General features: G+C 70.5%; 14 protein-coding genes. 7 read left to right on the top strand and 7 right to left on the bottom strand.

From position 1 onward, the window contains the following. Positions 1-25 precede the first annotated feature (25 nt). A complete protein-coding gene (locus tag ACWGDB_RS01415) occupies positions 26-2,470 on the bottom strand; it encodes a polysaccharide lyase 8 family protein (RefSeq protein ID WP_453820499.1) in 2,445 nt (814 codons plus the stop codon). 290 nt (positions 2,471-2,760) lie between these two features. On the opposite strand from ACWGDB_RS01415, the gene ACWGDB_RS01420 reads away from it, so the two are divergent. Continuing rightward, complete coding sequence (locus ACWGDB_RS01420) at positions 2,761-3,567, top strand: cellulose binding domain-containing protein (RefSeq protein WP_453820500.1); 807 nt, start codon at positions 2,761-2,763, stop codon at positions 3,565-3,567. Between the two features lie 46 nt (positions 3,568-3,613). On the opposite strand, the gene ACWGDB_RS01425 is transcribed toward ACWGDB_RS01420, so the two are convergent. The 5 genes from ACWGDB_RS01425 to ACWGDB_RS01445 all read right to left on the bottom strand — a co-directional run bounded on the left by ACWGDB_RS01425 (position 3,614) and on the right by ACWGDB_RS01445 (position 10,161). Further along, a complete protein-coding gene (locus ACWGDB_RS01425) occupies positions 3,614-3,988 on the bottom strand; it encodes a hypothetical protein (RefSeq protein WP_369275263.1) in 375 nt (124 codons plus the stop codon). 364 nt (positions 3,989-4,352) lie between these two features. Continuing rightward, positions 4,353-5,273, bottom strand: coding sequence for a MurR/RpiR family transcriptional regulator (locus ACWGDB_RS01430; protein WP_453820744.1), 921 nt, complete (start codon positions 5,271-5,273; stop codon positions 4,353-4,355). A gap of 80 nt (positions 5,274-5,353) precedes the next feature. Beyond that, on the bottom strand, positions 5,354-7,123 hold the full coding sequence (locus ACWGDB_RS01435; RefSeq protein WP_453820501.1) for an ArnT family glycosyltransferase: 1,770 nt from the start codon (positions 7,121-7,123) through the stop codon (positions 5,354-5,356). A 37-nt stretch (positions 7,124-7,160) separates the two neighbouring features. Continuing rightward, positions 7,161-9,083, bottom strand: a complete 1,923-nt coding sequence (locus ACWGDB_RS01440) for a phosphatase PAP2 family protein (protein ID WP_453820502.1) — start codon at positions 9,081-9,083, stop codon at positions 7,161-7,163. Between the two features lie 169 nt (positions 9,084-9,252). After that, positions 9,253-10,161 carry an N-acetylglucosamine kinase gene (locus ACWGDB_RS01445; RefSeq protein ID WP_453820503.1) on the bottom strand — a complete coding sequence of 303 codons (909 nt, stop codon included), beginning with the start codon at positions 10,159-10,161 and terminating at the stop codon, positions 9,253-9,255. A 269-nt stretch (positions 10,162-10,430) separates the two neighbouring features. Here ACWGDB_RS01445 and ACWGDB_RS01450 point away from each other — a divergent pair, with 269 nt between their 5' ends. From ACWGDB_RS01450 to ACWGDB_RS01470, 5 genes are all read left to right on the top strand, one after another. After that, complete coding sequence (locus tag ACWGDB_RS01450; protein WP_453820504.1) at positions 10,431-11,552, top strand: ROK family protein; 1,122 nt, start codon at positions 10,431-10,433, stop codon at positions 11,550-11,552. Between the two features lie 269 nt (positions 11,553-11,821). Continuing rightward, positions 11,822-13,153: an ABC transporter substrate-binding protein gene (locus ACWGDB_RS01455; protein WP_453820505.1), complete on the top strand. Its 1,332-nt coding sequence runs from the start codon at positions 11,822-11,824 to the stop codon at positions 13,151-13,153. A 198-nt stretch (positions 13,154-13,351) separates the two neighbouring features. Further along, positions 13,352-14,332, top strand: a complete 981-nt coding sequence (locus tag ACWGDB_RS01460) for a carbohydrate ABC transporter permease (RefSeq protein WP_453820745.1) — start codon at positions 13,352-13,354, stop codon at positions 14,330-14,332. Between the two features lie 18 nt (positions 14,333-14,350). Beyond that, complete coding sequence (locus ACWGDB_RS01465) at positions 14,351-15,238, top strand: carbohydrate ABC transporter permease (protein WP_453820506.1); 888 nt, start codon at positions 14,351-14,353, stop codon at positions 15,236-15,238. Positions 15,239-15,243: 5 nt separating this feature from the next. Beyond that, the gene (locus ACWGDB_RS01470) at positions 15,244-17,091 is read left to right on the top strand and encodes a hypothetical protein (RefSeq protein WP_453820507.1); all 1,848 of its coding nucleotides are present in this window, start codon (positions 15,244-15,246) and stop codon (positions 17,089-17,091) included. A gap of 29 nt (positions 17,092-17,120) precedes the next feature. Here ACWGDB_RS01470 and ACWGDB_RS01475 read toward each other — a convergent pair whose 3' ends face one another. After that, entirely contained in the window at positions 17,121-17,801 is a 681-nt protein-coding gene (locus tag ACWGDB_RS01475; RefSeq protein WP_453820508.1) for a nucleoside/nucleotide kinase family protein, read from the bottom strand. Between the two features lie 136 nt (positions 17,802-17,937). On the opposite strand from ACWGDB_RS01475, the gene ACWGDB_RS01480 reads away from it, so the two are divergent. After that, positions 17,938-18,336, top strand: a complete 399-nt coding sequence (locus tag ACWGDB_RS01480; RefSeq protein WP_453820509.1) for a YybH family protein — start codon at positions 17,938-17,940, stop codon at positions 18,334-18,336. Positions 18,337-18,395: the final 59 nt, after the last annotated feature.

Genomic DNA, 18,395 nt, shown 5'->3' on the forward strand with positions numbered 1-18,395 from the left:
CTCACACCGGTCCGAGGGCGCGCGCTCACCCCACGCGGACGGTGATCCTCTGCGTCGCGCCCTTCGTCGTGCTCAGGTCGCCGAAGGTGAGCCCTAGTGATGAACCGGTCGTCGCCGCGGTCACCGTGGACGGTTTGGAGACCACCGCGGACACGGCCCTGTTCCAGGTGAGCGTCAGGCTCGTCTGCATCCGCATCGGATCGCTGACGCAGATGACCGCCGTGCCGTCGGACCTCTCACTGATCATCACGCAGCACGGATTGCTCGCGACGAGGGGGCCGACCGTGCCGCCGAACCAGAAGTTGACGCCGGTGAAGCCGAGCGAGGGGACGGCGACGCCCTGCTGGTCGTCGGTGTTGGCGAGGACGGTCAGCCAGGTCGTGGCGGCGGCGCGGGCCTGGGTCTGGGCGGCTGTCGCGCCCGGCATGAGCAGATAGGCGTAGCGGCCGTCGGTCGGATTCGTGCCGTGATCGACGTACAGGGTCAGGTACTTGCGGTTGAGGACCGTCGTGGAGCCGCCCTTGTTGATGTCGCTCCATCGACCGTCCCGCGCGTCCCGCAGCGCCTTGACGGTCGCGCCGCCGGGGAACACATAGCCGCCGTGCCCGCCGATGTGGGCCCAGGTGGCGCCGGTGAGCGTCTGCGACCAGGGGTATTCGGCGGGCTTGGTGGTGCCGTCGACGACGAGGGGGGCGCCGCCCGTGGGGCCGAGGTTGCGGTTCTCGACCGTCGTCTCCACTGCCAGGCCGTCGGTGCACTTGATGCCGGCGCCCAGGCAGACGACCGTGTCGTCCAGGAAGAACCAGGACTTCTTCGCGAGCAGCGTGGACCGGAGGCCCTTCAGGTACTGCCCGATCGCCGCCCGCTGCCCGTCGGTGGCCCCGCCGACCCAGTTCACGTCGGGCAGGGAAGCACCCCAGTCGCCGCCTGCCGCGTCCGCGAGCGTTTTGCGCGACGTGGTCGTGCCGGGCAGCCGGTACGGGTCGACCGTGGGCCAGAACGCGTCGCTGTACTGGCCGTTGCCGAAGGTGTCACCCCACCAGGAGAGCATCCCGGAGCCGGTGTGCCAGCCGCGCAGGTTCTCTCCGTTGCCGGTCTCGTAGTACGTGATCCGCCGGTCGGCCATGCTGAGCGAGGCGGCCCAGCCGGGTCTGCGGTGCGTGGCCCGGGCCATGTTGGCAAACAGCCGGTGGCCGGTCGGCTCGGCGATCGAAGTGATCGAGGTGTCGTCCAGGACCGACTTGAGGCGGGCCAGAGCGGTGAGCCCGATCGTCTGATTGCTCATGGGCGGGCTGTAGTAGTCGCGCTGCAGCCATCCCTTGACCAGACCGCGCCAGCGAGCGTTCTCCGTGGCACTCGCTCCCTGACCGAGCAGAACGATCGACGCGAGGATCGGATGACCCCTGAGGTGATCGTCCTGCTGGATCTGTTTCGTGTCGGACGCGGACAGCCCCCGGCTGATCGCTCGCCCGGACACGCTGTCCATCACCAGCCCGTTGTAGAGGAACGGCGCCCACGCCCGCTCCACCGCGTCGAACACGATCTGCCGGTTCGCGTCGGTGACCTCCCAACTCGACCCGGCCAGCAGCGCGAACAGCGACCCGAGCCCGCCGAGCAGCACCGAGCCGTACGAGCCGGTGTACGGCACCGTGGTGTGCTGGATGAACGATCCGTCGGTGTAGAGCCCGTCGCCACTGGTCACGTAGGGGAAGACGGGGGAGAGGGCGTCCCGCGCCAGCGCGACCTTGGCGGAGTTCGCACCGACGATCCCGCGCAGCGCCAGCACCCGGCACAGATCCACGCGATTGGCGCCGGTACTGGTGCCGGTGTAATGGGCGACCGCCGAGTCGGGCACGAAGTGGTCCACCGCGGCGAGGTAGTCGGCGATCCGGTCCCCCGCCAGGTGGTCGTACATCAGCACGCAGACGTCGAGCAGCGCCTGCGGAGCACCGATCTGCCAGCTGTACCAGTTGCCGTAGCGGGTCTGGCTCGCGTTGTAGACCTCCGAGTGGAGGTGATCGAGGCCGGTGAGGATCGCGTCCCTGAGCCCGGTGTTGCCGGTCAGACCCGTGCCCTGCTGGGAGTACGCCTGGGCGAGCGTGTTGAGCCGGTTGTAGCTGGTGTTCATGTTGCCGGAGTAGCCGTACGACTCCTGATCGGTGTCGGGCTCCGGATCGGCGTACACCAGATCCGGCCAGAGCGAGCCGGCCGCCGGGGCCATGGAGGACCGCAACTGGCCCCCAGTGCTGCCGAGTTCGGCGAGCCGGCTCTTGAACGGTTCCGAGGTGGGGCTGAACCCCTCGCCCAGAATGAGCGAGCGCCACTTCGCCCGCAGTGTGGTGAACTCGTCAACCTCCGCGGCCGGTTCGGCGGACGGAGGCGCGGCGCTCGCCTGGACGGACAGGCCGAGCGCGACAGCGGTGCCGGTGCTTGCGGCCAGAAAGCCGCGACGTGACCAACGAGTCGTCATGACGGCGCTTTCTAGCAGGGGAACGTTCAAACGCTCAATAGTGAATACCGAATTGATCGTATCGATCATTTGGAGAGATGGAGAGATGGAGAGATGGAGAGATGGAGAGATGGAGAGATGGAGAGATGGAGAGATGGAGAGATGGAGAGAGGGGAGCGTGAACCGGCGCGAGGTGGTAGGCGCCCTCCGTCCCGCCGGTGGGGCTCTCCGCTGAACCGGCGGGACGGCAACCCCGTATCACTCCTCGGGGATTGGCGACTCCCGTGAAAACGGGACGGAAGGAGAGCGGCGTGCCCACACGGCCCGACCCCGCGCAGCCCGACGAAGACCCGGCCCTGGAACCGATCCACGTCCTGCGCCCACGTCGCACCGACGCCCTCGCCGAGTTGTTCAAGGAGTTGGAGCAGGAAAGGAACGGCTACGAGACCGTCGTCGTGCCCGGTTCCCTGCCCGGCGCCGAGGACGCGACACAGGAACTCCCGGCCGTCGCCGGGGACACGAGGATCGCACCGCGCGGCAGTGCCGTCCGCCCCGGCCCGGACGTGCCCGGCCCGGACGCGTCAGGCCCGGGGTTTCGCCGCGCGGCCGTCGCTGTCGCCGTGACGGCCGCCGCGGTCATCGGTTTCGGCGGAGCTCTCCTGCTCTCCGGCCGCGACGACGGTGCGGCGGCGGCGAAGGATCCGGCTCCGTCCGCCACAGCCTCCGCGTCGGCCGCACCCACCCGGGCCGCCCCCGGCACGGGCGGCGCACCCGGCGCCGACGGGCCCGGTGACCCTCCCGCCTGCAGCGCGTCCTTCCGGACAGTCAGCAGCTGGCAGGGCGGCTATCAGGGCGAGGTCACGGTGACCGGCGCGCCCGCGTCCTCGGCCGGCGGCTGGACCGCGACGGTCGTACCGGCCGACGGCGCCCGCCTCACCCAGGTCTGGGACGGCACCCTCACCACGACCGGGGACGGCACAGCCACCGTCGCCAACGCGTCATGGAACGGGAAGCTGGCGCCCGGCGCGAGCGTCAAGTTCGGCTTCATCGCGGACACCTCGGCGTCCGGAGCCCCGTCCGCGGAGGTCACCTGCGCGGCGACGGCGGATGCTTCCTGACGCCCCCGCACGGCCGCGCGCCTCGGGTCGAGTGCGGCGCGGCCGGTCAGCGCCCGTGATCGACCAGCGCCTGCGACACCGCACGCACGCTGCGGGCGATGTGCTGCAGCTGCATGACCTCAGCCGCGTACAGCTTGATGGTGTGTTCGATGACCGATTCCGGCATGCCGAGGGCGGGCAGGTCGGCCCGGGCGGTCTGCAGTGCGGTGCGCGCGACCCGGATCTCGTTCTGGACCTGGATCTGCGCATGGCGGGCGAGCAGCACGGGGTGACGGATCAGGGCCGGGTAGCTGGCGTAGCGGGCCGGCACCAGCTCACGCAGCCACTTGGCCGCCGAGCGTTCCCAGTCGTAGGAACCGGGGGTCTTGACCTGGCACGGCCAGTCCGGGGTGATGCGCGTGGTCGTCAGAGGCATGATCATCGCTTCCGGGTGTGCGGCGTCGTCCGGGGTGTTCGACGTGGTCGGGGCGGCCCCGGCCTAGGGGATGACCGGGGCCGCCGCCACGGGCGCTCGCGCAGGCGATGCCCGACCGAACAGCCCGCGCGCCGACGCGGGTAGGAGACGGCGGCAACGGGTGTTCGTTGAGGAGCCCGGAAGGGCAGACGGCAATCGCACGACGGATGGGGTGACGTGCGCATGAACGGACCGGCTGCTCTCTGCGGGCGGATGGTGCGTGTGAAGTATTTATATATGCCGTCCGCTTTGCAAGACGTATGAAAACATTCATGCGTGATTTGAAGTGAATGGTCCCCCTGTGGTGCGGTACGAGCGAAGTGGGGCGGGATCAGTCCCGGAGGAAGAACTGGTGCTGGTCGGAGATGTGCTCGTAGTCCTCGAGCCGCGCCTGCGTCCGCTCCGGGTCGGCGTCGGTCATGGCCTGCAGCAGCGCGGCGGCCATCACGCCGGGTGCGGCGTAGGAGTCGAAGACCAGCCGTGAGCCGGTGCCGGTGGCGAAGACGACGTCGGCGTTGTCGGCCACCGGCCCGAGCGCCAGGTCGGTGATCAGTGCGACCTTCAGTCCGGCGCTGCGCGCGACCCGTACGGCCGTCAGGGTCTCCTGGGCGTGCCGGGGCATGGAGAACGCCAGCACCCAGGTGCCGCCCGCCTCGCGCGACTGCAGCAGCGCGTCGTAGGCGACGCTGCCGCCCCGGGTCACCAGCCGCACATCGGGGTGGACGCGGCGCGCCGCGTAGGCGAAGTACTCGGCAAGGGACGCCGAGATGCGCAGTCCGAGGATGGTCAGCGGGGTCGACCGGGACAGTTTGCGGCCGATGTCGATGACCTGGTCGGGGTCGCCGAAGTCGCGCCGCAGGTTCTCGAGGTTCTCGATCTCGGCGTCCACGGCGGACTGCAGTTCGTTCGCGCCGTTCTCCTCGGCCGCGGGGCCCCCGGCGAGATGGCCGAGCGCGATCGACTGGAGCTTCTCCCGTAGCGCGGGGTAACCGCTGAAGCCCACCGCCGCGGCGAAGCGCGTCACCGACGGCTGGCTGACACCGACGCGCTCGGCGAGATCGGTGATCGAAAGGAACGCCGCTTCGGTGATGTGCTCGATCAGATACTGGGCGATGCGCCGCTGCCCGGGGGACAGCCGGGGCTGATCGAAGAGTGTCCTGAGCTGGGAAGTCGGGGACGCCTCCGCTTCGCCGGCGGACTTGCCCGAGGTGATCGCGGATGCCTGTGCGCGTGCCTGCTGCGGCGATGGCAGGGAGGCGGCTCCATTGTCTTCCACAGTGCTTCAACATAGCTCACACACTGTGGTGACCTGGGCTGGTATGAGGCCCGCGCTCACCGACGATAGATGGTGATCGAATGGCCGACCGTATCGATCGGGCGACTGCTGTCGATCAATTCGGCCAGTCGGCCGGTCGCCTTGGCCACCGAGGAGTCCGACACGACCAGCAGTCCGCGCACCTCACGGGCGGGTACCTTGCGCGGATCGCCGGCCTGGATGCCGTAGAAGGACGGCACTCCGCTGCCCTTGTACACCAGCCAGATCCGTTCGCCCCGATACCGCTCGTCCAGCCGGTCCGCGAGCCGGCCCAGGTCCTGGCCCCAGTCCACGTTCGAGTCGTGCAGCCGCAGATGGGTCTTCGCCGGACCGCCGAACGCCTCGTTGGAGTAGGGCAGGTAGTACGGGTATGTCCGCAGCGAGCTGACCGCGACGAACGCCACCAGCGCCCCCACCGCGACCGGCGCCCACCGCCACCGCAGCGTGAGCACACAACCCGCCGCCACCGCCAGGAACATCGGCACGAAGACGGCGTAACGCGTGCCGAAGTCCCGTGACCCGAGCATCGCCGCGACAAGCAGCACGGCGGCCGGCACCAGCAGATAGGGCGCCGCCGGACGCAGCCGCCGTACGGCCACCACCGCCACGACACCCGCCGCCCACAGGACGAGCATGCCGAGCGGCGTCTTCACCAGCAGCGCGGCCGGCAGGTAGTACCAGAGCGAGCCGGTGTAGAGCCGGCCGAAGAGGAAGCCCTGCCACGGGTACTCCTCGAAGCCGAACTGGACCCGCATCCCGTCGCCGTAGGCCTCCGGGAACGGCAGCAGATCGATGACGAGATCGCGCAGCCCGTGCACGACGGGGACAGGCTGCTGCGGCGTCCAGCGCAGCCGTGGGTCGACCACCAGATACGAGACCCATACGACCGCGATGGCGGCCACCGCCACGACCCCGGCGCTCACGGCGGCACGGCCGAGCACCCGTCGGCGGGACTCCGAGGGCGACTTCGCGCACCAGACCGACAGCCCCGTGAGCGCCAGGAGCACCGGGACCGCAGCCAGGGTGCTCATCTTCGTGGCCAGCGCCGCGCCGAGGGCCACCCCGGCCAGCGGCACGTACCAGCGCGGTCGGCGTCGGGCCCGCCACAGCAGCCAGACCGACGTCAGCACGAACCCGGCCGCCGGAACGTCCAGTGTGGCCAGCGACCCGTGCGCGACGAGGTCGGGGGAGAAGGCGTACAGACCGAGTGCCACCAAACCGCCCGCACCACCGGCCAGTTCACGGGCGAAGGCGAAGACGATCAACCCGAACGAAAGCGTCAAAACGATCACAGGGAGCCGGGCGAACAGCATCAGCCGCCATGGATCGTTGCCCGACTCGTACAGCAGATGCCGCCCCAACTGGCCCTGATCGCCGGTGAAGGAGCGGTCGACCTGTGGATCGGCCGCCGCCACCCCGACGGCGATGATCAGTTTTCCGAGCGGCGGATGCTCGGGGTTGTGGATCAGTCGGTGCTCGTGCAGGTACTCCGCCGCCGTGCCCACATACACGGGCTCGTCGATCGTCGGAGTCTGCTGCACCGCCGCCGTCACCATGGCGACGGCCATCTGGCCGAGCAGCAGGACCACGAGGAGCGGCACGAGCCGGCGCCTGCCGGACAGCCGCGAAGGCTGCACGACGGAGGCGTCGGAACCGGCGGAACGGTCGGGCACGCCGGAGAGCGCCTCCGGGGCCGAGGCAGGGACCGAGTGCTGTTCGAGCGCCATCTTCCGCACCGCGGAGCCGTCGACCCCGCGGCGTCGGGAGCTGATCCGGAGCCGGCCCATGGGCCCACTCTGCACCAGCTCCCGCCCGGGGACGGCGTTACCGCTTGAGGAGTCGTACCGACAGACCGTCCGTCGTGTAGACGGGTACGGCTCGCAGCGTGCGGGAGTTCAGCTCCACGCGGTCGAACTGTCCGCGCAGCTGTGACGCCTCGATGACGGGCACCGTGGTGCCTGCGACCGGCGGACGTTCCGCGTCGAGGCGCAGCGACAGGATGCTGCCCCGGCCCAGGGTGACCCGGCGGGACACTTCGAGCGCCGGGCCGTGGTTCTTGCGGACCAGCAGTTCCAGGACGCAATCGCCGTCCTGGACGTACGAGCCGCGCACCCGTAGCACCTTGTCCGCGCGGAGCGTGCCGCGCTTCACCCGCACGTCGCCCTCTCCGAGGGCGTTGGCGGAAGCGGCGACCAGCACGCCGTCCTCGACCACCGTGCCGCCCTGGTACCGGTTGTGCCCGGTCAGTATGAGCGTGCCGGTGCCGCGCTTGGTCAGACCACCGTCGCCGCGGATGTCGTTGCGCCAGCTGTCCGCCGCGCCGAAGCCCCCGGCCGCCGCGTCGAGCGTCACGGTCACGTCGGCGTCGAAAGCGCCGTAACCGTCAGCAGCGGTGAACAGGTCGAGCCGTCCCCACTGCTCGAAGCCGTCGAGAAGGACGTATCCACCGGGCAGTGCGGTCGTGCGCAGCACCTCGCGGCGCTGGGCCGCGGTCAAGTACGGCTGCCGCGTCTCCAGCAGCACCTCCGCGCCCTTCGGCACGGCCGGCGGCTCGTCGCGACCGCGCCGGGTCAGCACGTAGGTCAGCTTCGGCTCGACCGTGCGGGCGTTGGCGTCACGGTCGGCGTAGGGGTCGGTGGCGCGGTCGGCCGAGTGGGCGTACGCGTTGAGGGTGCCGGCCGTCGTGCCGGTCCGCTGCTCGAAGTACGCGAGGGCCTGGGCGCGGGCGGCGGCCTTGAGCTCGGCGTTGGCCGGGTCGGTGAGGGCTGCGGCGGCCAGGGCGGTGGCCATGATGCGGCCGCCGAGGACGTCGACCGTGGAGTGCATGCCCGCCACGATGCGGGTGTGGCTGAGCTCGAAGGCGCGGGTCACCAGCTCCTGGAAGCGCTCGGGCACGGCGTAGGCGTACGCGAGGGCCGCCAGGTGCAGGGCGTTGGTGTGCCCGCTGGGGAAGCCGCCGTCCTCGGTCGCACTCTCGCCGCGCTGGCGCAGCAGCTGCGGGGCGACGACCACCTTCGACTCGTAGACGGGAAAGCCGAACTCGTCCTTCCTGCCGGTGTCGACGACCTCGCTGTCCTCGTTCATCCGCCACGGACGCGGGTACTGGAAGGCGAACTTGGCCGGGTTGCCGGAGGCGAAGGGGCCGCGCACGGTGTCGACCAGCTTGGCCACCTGGCCGAGCTCCGAGTCGTACGATCCCGCGCCGATCGCGGAACCTGCCGGGGCGTCCGCGGGCACGGCGTCGCTGATCTTCCCCGAGGGAGTGCCGTCCGGAGCGCTGGTGATCGATGTGACCGCCTTGGCGCCCGACTTGTAGAGGTCGGCCAGCGGACCGAGACCGGCGATCACCGAGTAGCTCTGGTGCTGACGGTCGATGATGAACGATTCCTTCGCCTGAGCGTCCGTGCGCGCGGCGGTGATCCGGACGCTGTAGCGCATGTTGGCGCGCAGCAGGTCGCGCATGAGCGGCGTGCCGCTGTTCCAGGCGCCGCCCGTCTTCCATATCCTCGCGAAGCCGCCGAGAACGCGGACGACCGCATTGGTCTCGGGCGTCAGGTTCGCGACCACGTTGGTCTTGTAGTCGTCGACGAACGCGGCCGCCTTCGCGGCGGACTTGGCGTCCGCGGCGGGGAGCCAGCCGGCGAGGGCAGGGACGGCCAGCAGGGCCGCACCGCCACCGGCGGAAGTCAGGAGAAAGCGCCTTCTATTGGGGGGCGGGGTGGCGTGGTGCCCGACGGGTGCCGGCATGGTGCCTCTCTCGAGTTCATCGGCCCGAACGGCCGGGAGGAGATCGAAATGATCGACTCGACCGTCTGGTGCACATGAGACGCACGAAACGCAGGGGGATCGAGTCTTACGAGCGAAGATCTACGGGCGATTTGTGTCGGACTCGGGAGGGTGCGGAGTCCGGCAGTTGTCACACAAGTGAACGGGCGAGCGCCAAGGCGCCCTCGACCGGCGGCACTTCCAGGCGCGACGGCCGGGCCCCCGGCACGCTCTCGGCGAGCGCGGTGGTGAAGGCGTCGTACAGGACGGGCTGGGCGAGGATGGTGCTGCCGGCGACCACGACGTCGTCCACCGGGACTCCGCGCGAGGCGAGTCGGCCGACCAGCGCGGCCAGCGACCGGCCGCCCTCGTCGATCACCGCAGGGGCGAGCGGTGAACCGGCCAGGGCGGCCGCGAACACCACCGGCGCGTGCCGGCCCCACTGAGCGGAGGGGCTCTCGGCGCTCTCCAACGCCGCGCCGAGGGCGGGCACTTCGGCGACGTCGAACGCGTCGACGAGCCCGCGCGCCAGTGCGTCGGGCTCGTCGCCGAGATCGTGCGCCGCCCACACGGCCCGTACGGCCTCGCGGACGAGACCCGCCGAGCCGCCCTCGTCGCCGAGGACCGCGCCCCAGCCGCCGACCTGGACCGCACTGCCGTCGGTCAGCCGGCCGACCGCGACGGACCCGGTGCCGGCGACCAGCCCGACCCCCTTGTCCAACCCGGCGGCAGGGACGATCAGTTCGGCGTCGCCCACCACCGACGCGGGTGCGTCGAAGTGGAGTTGGAGCGCGGTACGGATCTGGCCGCACTGGCGGGGTGTCTCGCAGGCGTGCCCGCCGACCGTGAGGGCCGAGGGGCGCCCGCCGGCCGGCAGGGTGTCGGCGATCAGCGTGGCCAGCCAGCCGGCGGCGGCGACCGGGTCGTGCGGCCGCCAGCCGCTGCTCGTGCGGACGTGATCGGCGACCATGACGTCCCCCGCGTGTGCGCGCAGATGCGTCTTGGTGCCGCCCACGTCGATACCGACCACGAGAGGAGGCGAGTGGGGAGTGTCCTGCACGGATCCTCTTTCGTCGTTGCGCGGTGGCTGCGACGGTGGGCGAACCGTGCCTGGGCGTGCGGAGACGTCGCGATGAGCGGCGTGGATCCGCGCCGTTGAGCGTAGGGAAGCCCCGGGACGGGCTTCGTTGCCGGGTGCGGCAGGCGAGTACCGCACCAGTTCGTTAGGAAGTTAACTAACGAAGTAGGGTGCGTCAAGAGGCGCGGAATTCCCGTTGCCGAACGATCATTTCGGCGGTTCCGGCCGCCGCAGCACGACCAGGGGAGACCATGGACCTGAGCGAGAGCGCGCGTGCGGTGTTCGCGGTGCTGGCCGGGGCGGGCACCGCCACCCGTCCCCAGCTGGCGGCCGGTGCGGGCCTGTCCAAGCCGACCGTCTCCGCCGCCGTGGCCGAACTGGAGGCCGCCGACCTCGCCGCCCACTCCGGCACCGCCTCCGGAGCCACCGGCCGCTCCGCCGCCGTCTACCGGCTCGGGCCCGCCGCCGGCGCCGTGCTCGCCGTCGACCTCGGCCCCGCCCGGACCCAGGTGCGGGGCTGCGCCCTCGACGGCACCCTGCTCGCCGAGTGCGCCGGCTCCCGCGACGACGCCGCCGGCACCGTGCGCGAGGTCCTCGACGCACTGCCCGACGACGCCCCGCTGCGCGCCGTCGTCGTCGCGGTCGGTGATGTGACGACCCGGGACCGGGACGGCAGCGGGATGCGGCCCGCGACCGCGAAGGCCGGCCCTGTCTTCGACGCCATGGCCGTCGCACTGCCACCGGGCATACCCGTCCACCTGGAGAACAACGTCAACTGCGCCGCCCTCGCCGAACTGCACGAGGGCGCGGCCCGGGGCCGTAGCACGTTCGGATATCTGCGCATCGGCGTGGGCATCGGTCTCGGCATCGTCGTAGGAGGCCAGGTGCTGCGCGGCGCGAACGGGGCCGCCGGTGAGGTGGCCCGGCTGCCGTACCCGTGGGACGAGGGCCGCGAGCCGCGCCACGAGGCGCTGGAGGACCGCATGGGCGTACGTTCCCTGCTGCGCCGGACGGCCGAGGCGTGGCAGGACGACGGCGAGCCGTGCCCCGAGACCGCCGAGCAGCTGTTCGCCCTCGCCGGGACGGGCCATGGCACGGCCGCTGCCGCGGTCGCCGGGCACGCCGCCGACATCGGCCGGCTGGCCGCCGCAGTGGCCGCCGTCCTCGACCCCGGGCTGATCGTGCTCGGCGGTGCCGTCGGCTCGAACCCGCAGCTCGTGCCGGGTGTTCGGGCCGAGCTCGGCCGGCTGAGCTGGCCCACCGAGGTCGTCAGCAGCGCGCTCGGCGACAGCGGCACCGTGGTCGGAGCCACCCGCCTCGCCGTCGCCCGTGGAATCCAAACCGTGACCGCGGCGGTCCAGGCGAAGCATTGACGGACTCCGCCCGCTTCTGCCAATGTCCGGACAAGCGCTTTCTGAGCCGGCGGGACCCGGCTCGGGACGAGGTACTCCGCCGTACATCGCGTACGGCGAGCCGTGCGAGGGCGTGCTCGTACGGTCACGGCCAGGACGACGGCCGTGGACCTCGTCCGACACGGCGGAACGACCGGGCGAGGTCGCGGGCCGTAGGGCGCCATCCACAGAAGGATCCGAGCCGCGCTGACCGGCCGGGCAATCCGTCACGCACATCCAGGGAGGACCCGGTGGGTCACCAGATCTCGCGCAGAACCCTCTTCCGCACCGCGAGCGGACTGGCCGTCGCCGGCGCGCTCGGCAGCTCGCTCAGCGCATGCGCCGGCGGCACGGGCGCCGGCAGCACCAGCAGCGACCTGACCATGACGTGGTGGGGCAGCGACGACCGGCACAACGCCTACAAGAAGTCGCTCGCCTACTTCCAGAAGCAGAACTCGAAGATCAAGATCCGCGAGACCTACCAGGGCTACGACGGCTACTTCGACAAGTTCAACACCAACATCGCCGGCGGCAGCGCCCCGGACCTGCTCCAGATGGACACCGCCCTGGTGGCGCAGTACGCGCGCAAGGGCGTCCTCGCCCCGCTCGACTCCTACGTCGGCAAGGCCCTCGACCTGACGGGCTTCTCCAAGACGCTCCTCGCCGCCGGCACCGTGGACGGCAAGCTGTACGGCGTTCCGTCCGGCATCGGCGTCAACCAGCTCACCGTCAACCGCAGCGGCCTGGAGAAGCTCGGTCTGAAGCTGCCCGAGCGCGAGTGGACCTGGGCCGACCTGAAGAAGGTCGCCCAGGACGTGTACAAGAAGAGCGGCGGCAAGACGTACGGCGTCGACGACGGCGGCGGCTCCACCCTCCAGTGCTTCGAGGTGTTCGCCCGCGAGAAGGGGCAGACCTTCTTCTCGGACGACGGCAAGAAGCTCGGCTTCACCTCCGACACCCTCCAGGAGTGGTGGGAGTACTGGGCCGAGATGCGCAAGACGAACGCGTCCCCGCCTCCGGCGATCACCTCCGCCGCGCACAACGACCTCACCAAGAACGCGGTCGTCATCGGCAAGGCGCTGTTCACCTTCGACTCCGGCGTCTACGGCGCGGGCGGTTCCATCACCGACGCCCAGCTGGACTTCCTGCCGACCCCGCAGGGCGACTTCTCCGGTGCCCGCGAGGGCAACTTCGTCAACGGCGGCGTGCTGCTGTGCGCGACCAAGGCCAGCAAGAAGGTCGCCGACTCGGTGAAGATCATGAACTTCTTCGCCCAGGACGATACGGCGATCAAGGACATGCAGCTGTTCCGCGGCATCCCGCCGACCGAGAAGGCCCGCAACCTGATCGCCTCGGGCCTGACCGAGACGGACAAGCTGAACATGGAGAACGCGGACTACATCTCCCAGCGTGTCTCCAAGGCGTCCAACGCCCTGCCCGCGCCGGTGCCGCCGCCGCAGGGGGCCGACCAGATCTGGGACCTGCTGTTCCAGTCGAACCTCGCGGTGGCCTTCGGCAAGAAGTCGATCAAGGGGCAGCTCTCCGAGTTCTTCGACCAGGCCGCGGGGATTCTGGGGGGCTAGCTCCACTGAGGCTGCCGAGGACGCAAGTGCCGCGGAATGCCGTCGTTCGTCTGCGGTTTCGTCGTGGCTGGTCGCGCCCACGCGGCGGAGCCGCACATCGATACGGACCCGCGCCCCTTGGGGGCGTGGCAGTGAACCGGGGCATCGAGACGCACCGCCCCAACTGAAATACCGGGAGAGGGCCAGGGAGACATGAGTATGACCACCGCGCAGACCGGCGAGGTCGTCAAGGAGCCGTCGGTTCCCGCGACCCCGTCCGACCAGCGGGAGCGTGACCGTATGCGCCGCCGGCTCGCCAGACGGCGGGGCGGGGGATGGTGGCCGTACCTCTTCCTGGCCCCCTGGTTCGTGGGCCTGTTCGGGCTGACGATCTACCCGATGCTCGACTCGCTGTACCTGTCGTTCACCAACTTCGACCTGCTGACGCCCGCGCAGTGGGTCGGCATGGACAACTACGACCGGATGTTCACCGACGACCCGGTCTTCTGGGACTCGGTGCACGCCACCCTCGTGTACGTCGTCGTCTCCGTGCCCCTGAAGCTGGCACTCGCCCTCGCGGTGGCGATGCTGCTCAACCGCGATCTCAAGGGCATCGGCCTGTACCGGGCCGCCTTCTACCTGCCGTCCCTGCTCGGCGGGGCCGTGGCCATCGCCATCGTGTGGCGGCAGGTCTTCGGCGGCGACGGCCTGTTCAACGACTTCCTGGGCTGGTTCGGGCTCAACACCGGCCAGGACTGGATCTCCAGCCCGGACACCGCGCTCTACACGCTCGTCCTGCTGGCCGTCTGGCAGTTCGGCACGCCGATGGTGATCTTCCTCGCCGGGCTGAAGCAGCTGCCGAAGGACGTGTTCGAGGCGGCCGCGATCGACGGCGCCGGCGCCGTCACCCGGTTCTTCAAGATCACCCTGCCGCTGCTCACTCCGATCGTCTTCTTCAACGTGGTCCTTCAGATCATCGACGCGTTCAAGACGTTCACGCCCGCGTTCGTGATCAGCAACGGCTCCGGCGGACCGCTCAACTCGACCATGCTGTACTCCCTGTACCTGTACAAGAAGGGCTTCACGGACCTTCAGATGGGGTACGCCTCCGCGCTGGCCTGGGTGCTGTTCCTGGTCATCGCACTCTTCACGGCGGTCAACTTCATCGCCAGCCGCTACTGGGTCCACTACGACGACTGAGCGAGGAGCCCTTCACCCATGTCCGCCATCACCCCGCCCCGGTCCTCGACGTCGCCGCTGCACAAGCTCCGCACGGCCACCGGCAGCCGCCGTATCTTCATCCACACCGTGCTCATCGGCGTGGCGATCGTCATGCTCTACCCGCTGATGTGGATGCTCAGCAGCTCCCTCAAGCCCGACACCGAGATCTTCACCCACCCCGGGCTCATCCCGACCGCGCTGCGCCCCGAGAACTACTCCGAGGGCTGGAGCGGCTCCGGCAACTCCTTCTCCCTCTACATCACCAACTCGTTGATCGTGACGATCGGCGCGGTGATCGGAAACGTCATCTCCTGCTCGCTGGCCGCCTACGCCTTCGCGCGCTTCGAGTTCCGCGGCAAGAAGATCTGGTTCGGCCTGATGCTCGGCACGCTGATGCTGCCCACCCAGGCCGTCCTGATCCCGCAGTACACGATCTTCTACAACCTGACCTGGATCAACACGTTCCTGCCGCTGATCGTGCCGAAGTTCCTCGCGGTGGACGCCTTCTTCATCTTCCTGATGGTCCAGTTCATCCGTTCCATCCCGCGCGAGCTGGACCAGGCGGCCATGGTCGACGGCGCCAACCCGTGGAAGATCTACTGGAAGATCATCCTGCCGCTGATGAAGCCGGCGCTGATCACCACCACGATCTTCACCTTCATCTGGACCTACGACGACTTCCTGCACCAGCTCGTCTACCTTCAGCAGAACGACAAGTTCACCGTCCCCCTGGGCCTGACGCTGTTCCTCGACCAGACCAGCGGCTCCTCCTACGGCGCGATGTTCGCCATGTCGACACTCGCCCTCCTGCCCACCCTCATCTGCTTCCTCATCTTCCAGAAGAGGCTGGTGGAAGGCATGGCCACCTCCGGCATGAAGGGCTGACACCCGTGCATCTCCCTCGCCAGCTCGGCGCCCTGCACGACCTCCCGGACAACCCTGAGGCGTACGACGCCGTCCTCGCCGGCGTCGCCGAACAGGCCCTGGCCCGGCTCACGCCGGAGGGCAACCTGGAACACCCCGACTGTGTCGACGACATCGGCGACACCTCGCTCGGCGTCACCTCACTCCTCGCCCTGGCCTGGCAGCGCGGCCAGGACCCGCGCCTGCCTCAGGCGGTGCGCCGCAGCCTCGCCTTCCATCTGCGCGAGCGGGTCCACACCGAGGACAACCCCGGCTACCCGAACCTGCGGGCCCGCAACTGCGGTCTGCCGTACGCCCGCTACACCCTCGCCCCCGGCGCCCATCCCATCGGCGACTGGCCGAGCACGGTGTGGGCGCTGCTCCAGGCGGTCAACGTGCTGGACCTCGCGGAGGGCCTCGTAGAGGACGAGCAGCGTGCCGAGCTGATCGAGGTGGCGCACGGCTACTGGCGCTGGCTGACCGAGGCGACCTTCTTCAATCCGCAGGAGGCCGGCAACCAGGCCATCGGCTGCGTCGTCGGCGGCCTGATGCTGGCCCGCCACCTCCCGCCGGGCCGGCGCGAGGTGGTGCGCTCGCGCGCGATCGCCCTGTACGGCGACAAGATCCGCGCCCACCGGGTCGCCGACCGCGGCGCACTGCTGCCTCCCGAGCACGGCGGCGCCTACGACAACAACTACGGCCCGATCTCCCTGTCCTTCCTCGCCCAGGCCCACCGGGTCAGCGGTGAGGAGATCTTCGCCGAGGACGGCGACGCGCTCGCCCGCTACATCGACGCCCGCCTGCCCGGCGGCGGCTTCGACAACGGCGGCCCGCGCTACAGCGAGCAGCACAGCGGCTTCGAGTCGGTCCTCGGCCTGCGCTACTTCAGCCGGCGCATCGGCTCCGACCTGGGGCGCTACCGGGGCGACACCCGGTGGGGCCGGCACGCGGTCAAGGCGGACGGCGGAGTCGACGGCCACTTCGCCTGGATGCTGGTCTGGCAGATCCAGGACACCGCGCGCTGGCACCGCACCCCGTCCCCGGCCCCGGCCCGCCACCAGCTCCGCGCGGGTTCGGTCTCGGTGGCCTTCGACGACCGTATGACCCCGTCCCTGGTCGAGGCGGGCGGCACGTACTACCTCCCGGCGGCGGTGAACCGGCAGCACGGCTTCGGCCCCGTGACGGACGGCTTCCTCTTCTGCCGCCCGATGGGCGAGGTCCGCGTCCGGGACGTCCGCGCCGACGGTCTCACGGCCAAGCTGGTCACCAAGCCGGTCGTCGGCCGCGACCACGTCCTGCGCCATGTCCGGTCCCTGTACGTCACCGACGGCACGGCCCTTTGGGTGACGGTCGCGGTGGAACGGCTGCCCGGCACGCCGTATCTGCTCGCGGGCCTGCCGTACGCCACCGACGACGGCGAACGCGTGCGCAGGACCGCGGACGCCGACGTCACGTCGGCCGGGGAACTCCGCCTGACGCACCCGGAGTCGGACGGCGCGGAGCACTTCGACGCCCGCGCGGACCGGACCCAGGAGGAGGCGGCCTTCGCCCTCGCGGCCGACCCTCGCGGCTACGGCAACCCCGACCTGGGCTGGAGCCACCTGGTCGGCTCCACGGCGCTGGAGGCCGAGCCGGCCCCCGGCGCACCGCAGGACCTGCACGTCTTCGCCGTACGGTACGGAGCAGGACGCCACGGAGCGACGGGCCCGTTCGCGCCCGCCTTCGCCCAGGTCGGTCCGGGCCTGACGGTCCGCACGGAGGCGTTCACCGCCGTGGTCGGCGAGGCGGCGGGCGACGCGCACGGAGAACCGGAGCTGACGCTGAAGGCCGTATAGGCCGGTCCTGCGGACCGTATGGGCGGTCCTCAAGCCCCCGCACGGGCCGTCGACGGACCGTGCGGGACGGGCACCACCGTGGCCGGCACCACCAGGTCGGCCCGGTCCCGGGTCGCGGCGACCAGCTCCGCGTTGGGCTCGTCCGAGCGCAGCACCCAGGCCACCGCCTCGTCGTGCGGCTTGCCGAACTCCTCGTGCCGCGCGATCAGCCGCCGCAGGCGCTCCGGCTCGTCGAGCTCGCAGAACCACACCTCGTCCAGTTGCGGGCGTACCCTCGCCCACGCACCCGTGTCCAGCAGCAGGTAGTTGCCCTCGGTCACCACCAGCCGGGCCGTGGCCTCCACCGGCACGGCGCCCGCGATGGGCTGCTCGAGAACCCGCTCGAAGCCGGGCACGTACACGGTGTCACCGTCGGATTCCTCGCGCAGGCGCCGCAGCAGCGCCGCGTACCCCGCCGCGTCGAACGTGTCGGGCGCGCCCTTGCGGTCCCGGCGGCCGAGCCGGTCCAGCTCCACGTCGGCGAGGTGGAAGCCGTCCATGGGCACATGTGCGACCCAGGGATCCCCGGCACCGTTCAGCTCCCGCACCAGTTGCTCGGCGAGCGTCGTCTTGCCCGACCCGGGGCTGCCGGCGATGCCCAGGACGGCGCGGCGTCCGTCGCGAGGGAGGGACCGGGCACGGGTCAGGAGATCGTCGAAGGTCAGGGCCACACAGCAGAGTGTGTCACCCGGTCGGCGATGACTTCCGGCGGTCCGTGGAGTCTCCTGGAAAGAGGGGATTCTCCTCATCACAGGTCATCACAGGTCATCACGGGCCATCACGAGGGGGGCGAGGGAGGCGCGCACCATGCCGGACGACGACAGCACGCAGATCCGCACACTGATCACCACCTGGGCCGACGCGGTCCACCGGGGTGACCTCGACGGCGTCCTCGCCGACCACGCCGAGGACATCGTCATGTTCGACGTACCGCCACCCCACGACGGCATCCGCGGCCTGCCGGCGTACCGCGCCACCTGGCCGCCGTTCTTCGAGTGGCAGGCCCAGGGCGCCTCCTTCGCGATCGAGTCACTCGACGTCACCGCGGGCGCCGACGTGGCGTACGCCCACGCCCTCCTGCGCTGCGGAACCGCGGACGAACTCACCGAACGCCCCACCCTGCGCCTGCGTCTGACGCTCGGTCTGCGCAAGGAGGGCGGCCGCTGGGTCGTCGCCCACGAGCACCACTCGTTCCCGCACGACTGACACACAGCCGAGGACGTCCCTGTCAGGCACCTGGCCGAACATCACACTGCACGTCTGTG

Source organism: Streptomyces sp. NPDC055013, from assembly GCF_053608645.1.

Bases quoted from the DNA above. Each gene is read 5' to 3' on its own strand.
- ACWGDB_RS01415 (WP_453820499.1), bottom strand. From the start codon at position 2,470: ATGACGACTCGTTGGTCACGTCGCGGCTTTCTGGCCGCAAGCACCGGC.
- ACWGDB_RS01425 (WP_369275263.1), bottom strand. From the start codon at position 3,988: ATGATCATGCCTCTGACGACCACGCGCATCACCCCGGACTGGCCGTGC.
- ACWGDB_RS01435 (WP_453820501.1), bottom strand. From the start codon at position 7,123: ATGGGCCGGCTCCGGATCAGCTCCCGACGCCGCGGGGTCGACGGCTCC.
- ACWGDB_RS01440 (WP_453820502.1), bottom strand. From the start codon at position 9,083: ATGCCGGCACCCGTCGGGCACCACGCCACCCCGCCCCCCAATAGAAGG.
- ACWGDB_RS01450 (WP_453820504.1), top strand. From the start codon at position 10,431: ATGGACCTGAGCGAGAGCGCGCGTGCGGTGTTCGCGGTGCTGGCCGGG.
- ACWGDB_RS01460 (WP_453820745.1), top strand. From the start codon at position 13,352: ATGACCACCGCGCAGACCGGCGAGGTCGTCAAGGAGCCGTCGGTTCCC.
- ACWGDB_RS01465 (WP_453820506.1), top strand. From the start codon at position 14,351: ATGTCCGCCATCACCCCGCCCCGGTCCTCGACGTCGCCGCTGCACAAG.
- ACWGDB_RS01480 (WP_453820509.1), top strand. From the start codon at position 17,938: ATGCCGGACGACGACAGCACGCAGATCCGCACACTGATCACCACCTGG.